General features: G+C 42.1%; 10 protein-coding genes. All 10 read right to left on the minus strand.

The features are described from left to right. Nucleotides 1-14: 14 nt before the first annotated feature. On the minus strand, nt 15-329 hold the full coding sequence (locus tag DO97_RS19840) for a hypothetical protein (protein WP_036536904.1): 315 nt from the start codon (nt 327-329) through the stop codon (nt 15-17). A gap of 321 nt (nt 330-650) precedes the next feature. Then, entirely contained in the window at nt 651-1,565 is a 915-nt protein-coding gene (locus tag DO97_RS19845) for an ADP-ribosylglycohydrolase family protein (protein ID WP_036536906.1), read from the minus strand. Between the two features lie 346 nt (nt 1,566-1,911). Further along, on the minus strand, nt 1,912-2,676 hold the full coding sequence (locus DO97_RS19850; protein ID WP_036536918.1) for an ADP-ribosylglycohydrolase family protein: 765 nt from the start codon (nt 2,674-2,676) through the stop codon (nt 1,912-1,914). A gap of 476 nt (nt 2,677-3,152) precedes the next feature. Further along, complete coding sequence (locus DO97_RS19855) at nt 3,153-3,395, minus strand: hypothetical protein (RefSeq protein ID WP_036536921.1); 243 nt, start codon at nt 3,393-3,395, stop codon at nt 3,153-3,155. After that, a complete protein-coding gene (locus DO97_RS19860) occupies nt 3,376-3,654 on the minus strand; it encodes a BrnT family toxin (RefSeq protein ID WP_036536923.1) in 279 nt (92 codons plus the stop codon). The genes DO97_RS19855 and DO97_RS19860 overlap by 20 nt, the downstream gene beginning before the upstream one ends. A 7-nt stretch (nt 3,655-3,661) precedes the next feature. Beyond that, on the minus strand, nt 3,662-4,240 hold the full coding sequence (locus tag DO97_RS19865; RefSeq protein WP_036536926.1) for a hypothetical protein: 579 nt from the start codon (nt 4,238-4,240) through the stop codon (nt 3,662-3,664). Nucleotides 4,241-4,458: 218 nt separating this feature from the next. Continuing rightward, entirely contained in the window at nt 4,459-4,881 is a 423-nt protein-coding gene (locus DO97_RS19870) for a hypothetical protein (RefSeq protein WP_204368773.1), read from the minus strand. A 208-nt stretch (nt 4,882-5,089) separates the two neighbouring features. Then, nucleotides 5,090-5,755, minus strand: a complete 666-nt coding sequence (locus tag DO97_RS19875; RefSeq protein WP_081980892.1) for a CHAT domain-containing protein — start codon at nt 5,753-5,755, stop codon at nt 5,090-5,092. A 182-nt stretch (nt 5,756-5,937) separates the two neighbouring features. Then, nucleotides 5,938-6,588, minus strand: a complete 651-nt coding sequence (locus tag DO97_RS19880; RefSeq protein ID WP_036536931.1) for a hypothetical protein — start codon at nt 6,586-6,588, stop codon at nt 5,938-5,940. 10 nt (nt 6,589-6,598) lie between these two features. Beyond that, nucleotides 6,599-7,003 (minus strand): transposase (locus tag DO97_RS19885; protein WP_036536934.1); only part of this gene is annotated, 405 nt, incomplete at its 5' end.

Consider the following 7,003-nt stretch of genomic DNA (forward strand, 5'->3'; position numbering starts at 1 on the left):
CTCCAATAACAATGCTATCGACAAATCTTAGGGCTTCCGTCTGGGGCAAAGGTCACATGAGGACCACCCGCGATCGTGATCTTGCTGCGTTTTCGGTATTCAGTTGCTAAACGGTACGCTTCTGGTGCAAAACCACTGAAGAAGGAGAGAACGATTACGTCCGCGTCGCTATCGAGGTTTACAGTCTCAACCTGCTGGTGAATAACTCGAACAGTATGTTTTGCTGGGGTCAGCGCAGCAAGATGAATACCAGTAAGCGGCGGAACAAAATGAACCTCATGTCCATTTCGATACCGCTGAATGTAGACAATTATGATGTCGATTTTCATGGTTCGCTTCACAAACTTATTTGACTTGTGCTTTATGGCAGTCTAACCTCGTTCGCGCAGCTTGGATCGAACCAATCGATTTAAATTGCTTGTAGATAACTACTGGATAAACAAAAAAGTAGGAGTTTGACATAGATGTGTCAGGCAGTCAGCCTTGCGTTGATCCAGCAGCTATTGACAGTAAATCCTCATCCATTGTTAAGGCGGCATAACGGTGGAGTTAACCGGCGCTACCGAAGCGGACAGACCGGGAGAGAGATGTTGGCAAAGCGATTGTCATGAAACCAACTCCAAGAGGTTGCGTCCGGGTTGAACGATTGGTTAGGCCGGACTTGGATAATTGACTTGATTAAATAGGTTAACTGCAATTTGCTCAAGCTCCTGTCGCTGTTCAATTGGGATTGAATATATAGTGGTGGCGCCATTACGTGCACCCCAGAGTGTGCCAGCCATAGCGCTGATGGTATCTACATCGCCCTTGCAGGACCTTGCAAACGACAATAGTTCTGAAAAAGATTTGTCAAAATGTAAAAACGCTATACAAATTGAGGACATGACCGATGATTGTGCAGTCATACCATTTCCTAGTGTCTTGGCAATCTCCTTGGGAGATGGGGTATGATTGCTCGAAAGCCAAGCGTGAATTATTTTTAGCTGAGTTCCAAACTCCTTAGATTTGCAATGTTCTTTTAGTGTATTAATAATATCATCAATCGTGACATGATTTATGATTAAATGAGTTGTAAGGGCAATTAGAATTGCACCCTCAATTGCCAAAGGGTGTGAATGTGTAATCTCGGCCGAACGCTTTGTCTCAGAAAGCAATCTATCGATATTATCATTAAAATAAAGCGCTAGAATTGATGCTCGCATGGCTGCACCATTTCCAAATGACCCGTTCTTGAAAATAGCCATCGAGGCTTTCTGCCAAGGTTCACCTTTGCCGATGCGTTTGAGCAATCGAGCGGTGCCTGGGCCATATCCTCGACTCCATTTATAGCTATTCGCAAATCGGGTTGATAAGTCCAATTGGTTGAGTTCGCCATTATCAAGAAGGGACATTGCGATGTCGATGGACATTTGTGTATCATCGGTCCACCGTGGGAGCCCATCTTTGGTGCGTCCAATTAATTTCCAAATCAATTGCTCTAGAATACCGCCTTCATAGGGTGCCCCCATGGCGTCGCCGAGAGCTAGCCCAAGAATACAACCGAGGTACTGATCTTTTGAGGGCATTGGGGGGTCTAATGGGGCGCGAGATAAGCGGAACTCCGACTTGAACGATGCGGAAGCATCGGACGACCAAGGAGTGAAGTGCACCGGAATCCGAAGGATTCTGCTTCATCGAGTAGTTGGGCAGATTGCGAGCTGAAGATTGGAGGTATAACAAACTCGATGAAGTCTCGCGCCCCATTGGGCGAGCAGGCGAGCCCCGCGAGCGATCGCCCAACGTTCGCAATCACCGGACGCAGATAATCTTCTCTAGCCCCAGCATATTTCAAAGTTCCGGTGCATTGCGGTTGTTAGGCTGCAAGATTCAATATAAGATAGCCCAATTCCGATCACATGGACAAGCTAAACATCAAGGTTGATACTTTAATAAAAATCTTTCAGTAATAGATCTTAAAAAGCTATCTAATGTAAGAAGGGCTTGCTGAGCGATCGGTTCTGGTATACCACCATAAAAAGCTTCCGCTATCCCACCCGCCATGCAAGCGAGGGTATCACTATCACCTCCAATAAAAATTGCATTGCGGATGGTGTCTTCAAAACCAGTTGATTCTAGGAACGCAATCACTGCTTGAGGTACAGATCGTTGACATGTTACACCTGCTGGCTCCACTGTATTCAATTCTAAACTCAGGTCATAGTTAAAGGTATTTTCGATGAAAGCTTTAATTTCAGGTTTAGAGTATTTTTTACGAGCCATAAAAATAGCCACAGCTATTGCTTGTGCACCTTTAATCCCTTCTGGATGATTATGAGTAACTGAAGCACTACGCTCTGCTTCTTTTAGTACAGTTTCCAAGTCATCAAATGCATAGGCTATTGGGCTAACTCGCATCGCAGACCCATTACCAAAACTATTGTATGGCTCAAGGCTATCTGAAAAACCCCACAGCATGAATCTTGCACCGTAACCAGCTCGCGGATACTGATTGAAATACTGCTTGATACTCTGAGTATAATTATTATCATTATTAAGAATACTATCAGCAACAGCAATAGTCAGAACTGTGTCATCAGTAAAGTGGCTCTTAGAACTAAATAGCTCAAAATCTTTACTTCTAATAATTTTTCCTTCATAAGTAGATCCAACAATATCACCAACAATTGCCCCCAGCATAATGCCCTCGCAGATATTCTTGGGTTTATGTTTAGTCTAACGTCTGAATTCGGCGGCGGCAACGATACTCTGCATCTCCGCAAGGATCTCCATACCGTCCGCTGCAATGATTGGTTATGCGTACTGTGAGTTCAATCTATATCGAGATCGCCCTTTGATGATATCAACCCTAAAGCCTACAAATTTCTACGACCAGCGATTGCCCTTTGATGATATCAACCCGTAATGCCTATAAATCTCTACCACGAGCGATCGCCCTTTGATGATTTCAACCCTTAGTATCTACAAATCTCTACCAATAGCGATCGCTCTTTGATCATATCAACACGTAGAGTTTATAAATATGGACGATAATCTCTAAGCACAGCCTCAACCATTGTCTTCAAATCGCAGGACGTGTAACGGTGAAGTTGTGCGGCGGCAGACAACCTTGAACTCTCACCAGTAACCTCTATACCGTCCGCACCAACGCAGTGTTAGGCTGTCTCGCCGCCTGCTGATTGTGGCATCGATTCGATCAATGCTCTTAGTACTTTGTTGACTGATTCAGGCGTTGTAAAAACCTGAGCCACATCCTCATCTAGAACCACAACCGTTAACTTTTGCGCCTTGTGATTAACGGCAAATCGATTGGGTTTCGCCTTCTCGTAATCAAACCGATACTCTGGTAAAAGCTCGTCTTCAGAATTTTGTGTGTGATCAGAGGGCGTTTTGCTCATAATCCTCACGCTCTTGGCGAGTAGCTAGACGGGCACTAATGATGCGGATGTTGCTAGATCGCCCAGTAAAAGCAATTAACAGCAACCGATTCTGTCGAGAATGACCAATGATGATTTCTCTCTGTTCACCTATGGAATGAGTTTCATCGTCAAAGATGACCGCCAGAGGATTGTCAAATACGGTTTTGGCTTCTTCAAAGCTGACACCGTGTTTCTTCAAGTTACTAGCGGCTTTTGATTGATCCCACTCAAACTCCATACTTAGATCATACCTGATTGTTCAAGGAGTGTAGCAGCCTTGTACAGAGGTTTGCCATCTCAGCAATAACCTCCCCAGCCTCAGACAAGAAGGTATAGTACTCAAATCGGTACAACGCTTCTAACTGGCTTGTAGAAGAGAGTTTTTGATGAAGTAGTTGCTTTTTAGAATCAAGATGGGACAAATCACCAAAAGTTCTAGCTCTAAAGAGGTCAAGCAACGATAGATCAGGAATATCTGGTACATGAGTTATAACCCTACCAGTTAACGCTTTAGCCTCCATCAATTCCTCGAAGGCTTTGTACACAATATTCCATTCGTCGAGAAAATTAGCCTGATGGATCGCCAGCTCGTTAACGTACTGGTTCACAAGTCGAAAATAAACTCGGTCATTCTTTTGAATGAACTTGCGAAAATGAAGAAGATAAGACTCAAGTTGTTCTACTGTTGGTGTATTTTCAGGGAAAGACCCATCCGAAAACCCAATTTCTTCACCAGAATTGAGAACTTGATAAAACGATTTGGATGTGAGCCTGTTAACTTCAGTAATGAATAATTCTAATTCATTGACAGGAGAGCATTTCATAGTCGTTGAAGTTTAAACTTCTCTCAGTCTACTTGCTTAACCCTAAATACTACACCGGAGGCTTTAAGCAACGTCCTCACAGATAACCTAAAGCAGCCTAACGGCTCAAATCAGCGGCAGTAGATAACCTTGAACTTAGCACCAGCAGCTTTCAACTGTCCGCTGCATTTGAATTGTTAGACCGCGCCAAAACCAAGAGTTAAGGTTTGGTGTACACCTTAACTAAACGATCGCTTTGGCAAATCAAGAACAGCTCGACTTAAATCTTCTACACTTGCTTTACCCATCAATATATCATTCATAATTTGTTCAAAAGTTTTGTCAAACGCAGGATTACTTAGAGGATTTGCAAAAGCTGCAATAACTAAGTTATAAGGGGATAAGTATCTCATTCTTGATTCAGTTGCTCTCCAATCAAGATCTATAATCTTTCCATTAATGTTTGCCGCACCATCATCATATTCAGAACGTCTAATTAAAAATTTTCTTTGGTAAACCCCAAATTCTTCATAACGATATCCATACTTTTCAATTCGATTTTGAATCTCGCTATCCTTCCAGTCATAAAGACCACTAGGTTCCATTGGATTTGCTTCAATATACACAAAACATTGATAATAGCTACGAGGATTTACAGCCACAACTTCCTTGATTTTCAACTCTTGGTCGTCTATCAGAATAATGTCATCTTCTAAACGTTCAAAAGATTCTATCTGAAGGTTTCTGTAGCCTCTAAACCACCATATTGGATTGTTTGCAGAAGTATCTTTTTCAAAAGACAGAGGGGCTTCTAGAAGTCTGCTTAATCTTGTGATCGCTTCAGTAGACGAGCTGAATTTTTGAATACCTCTAACACCAGGGAAGGATTTTGAAAATCTTTGCGAAAAAAACTGAAGTGCTACTAATGGGTGTATCTATTTCATTAGCCTCTTCTTCGCTTTCCCGTATTATGCTTTCTCGCTCTAAAAGAACAGGAGTTAGGTATTCAGGGATACTTTCTAGCTGAATTTCTACACATGCAAAATCATAAGCTTCTTTAACCGAACGTCCAGATCCCAACGCTCTATAAAACCCAACAGCAAATGCTATTGCAGCCTTATCGCCAATAGCATCATTCATGCCGATAACAAAGGGAATGTGTTTGGCAATAGATTTTGCTTGAGCTTCTGAGTAACAAGCATTTAAAATCACGCAATTGACCTGATTGGCTACCAATTTAAATAGGTTGGCAAGTGCATCAGGCTTCACTGGCTTTGTTTTGCCTTGAACATCCTCAAAACAAAGTTCCCCCGTTCCTGTACCATGACCTGAAAAGTGAACGATTTGAGGCTCAGTATCAAAAATAGCTTGACTAATATCTCCAGTACGTACTGACTCACGTGACTCTAGGTGAAAGTTATCTCGATACCTAGAAAGCTGTAGTTTTTCACGGATGTCTCGCAATTCCTGTCCTAAACGTAATCGGACAGAATCACTAGGATCAGCCGCTAGAAACAAAATTTTTACAGTATCCATCAAGAGCGTCTATATAATAAAATGCGTTCTACCCCAAGATACATACCCCAAAAGCTTCCTGCAACTAAGTTTCTTCACTTTGATGCGTAGATAGTTCACAAACAAACAAGCTTTGAGTACGTCCTCATTAATAGCTCAGCGGTCTAACGCCGCATTCAGCGGCTTGTCCGCTGAATGCGGCGTTAGCCATTTATTATGTTTTCTATGATGTCAAATACCACTCCAAAACCATAGAAATCTTCGGCTGTCCCATGCGCACAGAGCCAATTACACATGTTGCCTTTTTCATCCTTATTAACGGATTTTGAAGCTAAAATATTGGTTTCTATACCTCGAATTCTTGTTGAGGATGCTTCTTTGATATCAATGTATTGTGGGTTTTCGTTTTCAATCTTCTCAATAGTGGCCGTGGATAATAGATTTTCTATTCCTATGGCTATTGGGTGTTCCTCAACGCTGGGTAGCACTCGTTTGAAAACGAAATTATTCTGTGAATTTTTCTTGTTTGTATCGCAGTCGTACAGAAGTATAATTTTATTTGGTACGACTTCTGAAATGGAGTTGTTATAGCTTTTCCAAATCTTATCCAAGTTTCCGAAACCCGTCCCGTCTTTCAACTGTATCCTATCCAGTACATCCGTTTTTCCAAGAAAATCTGCTGCTTTAGTAAGGTATCGAATATCGTAATCACCCTCAACAAACACTATTGGTTTAGCATGTTGCTGAATTTCTGAAATTATTTCTTCTCGATGCTTGGTGGTTTCTTTAAATGCTTCATATGCAGTAACAAATTCTGAAAAATCACTTGCGGCAACCTTTTCGCCATTTGGCATATAGCATTTTTCACTCTTGTGAGGCGTAGTAGCAACAGTGAGTGAACCAATTTTTGAGGTTTTCCAAAGATACTTGAGAAAAAGCGTCTTCAATGGCATTAGCGAGATCGGGATAGCTGCGTGCCCCAATCGTCCGCAAAATATTTTTAATCTTTGAGAAGCAATTTTCTATCGGTGAAAAGTCTGGAGAATAGGGAGGTAAATAAATCAACTTAGCACCCACGTCCTCAATCAGCTTTCTGATCGTGTCATGGTTGTGTATCGAGTAGTTATCCATAATCACACAAGCTCCTTTCCAAAGTTTCGGAACCAGGTGGCGAGCAATGAAGGCTTCAAAGGTCAAACCATCGGTTGAACCGACGATACTTACGTTAGTGACAACGGTTTTGAGGCTGATTGCACTGATTGTAGAGAC

The organism is Neosynechococcus sphagnicola sy1 (genome assembly GCF_000775285.1).
Taxonomy (GTDB): domain Bacteria; phylum Cyanobacteriota; class Cyanobacteriia; order Neosynechococcales; family Neosynechococcaceae; genus Neosynechococcus; species Neosynechococcus sphagnicola.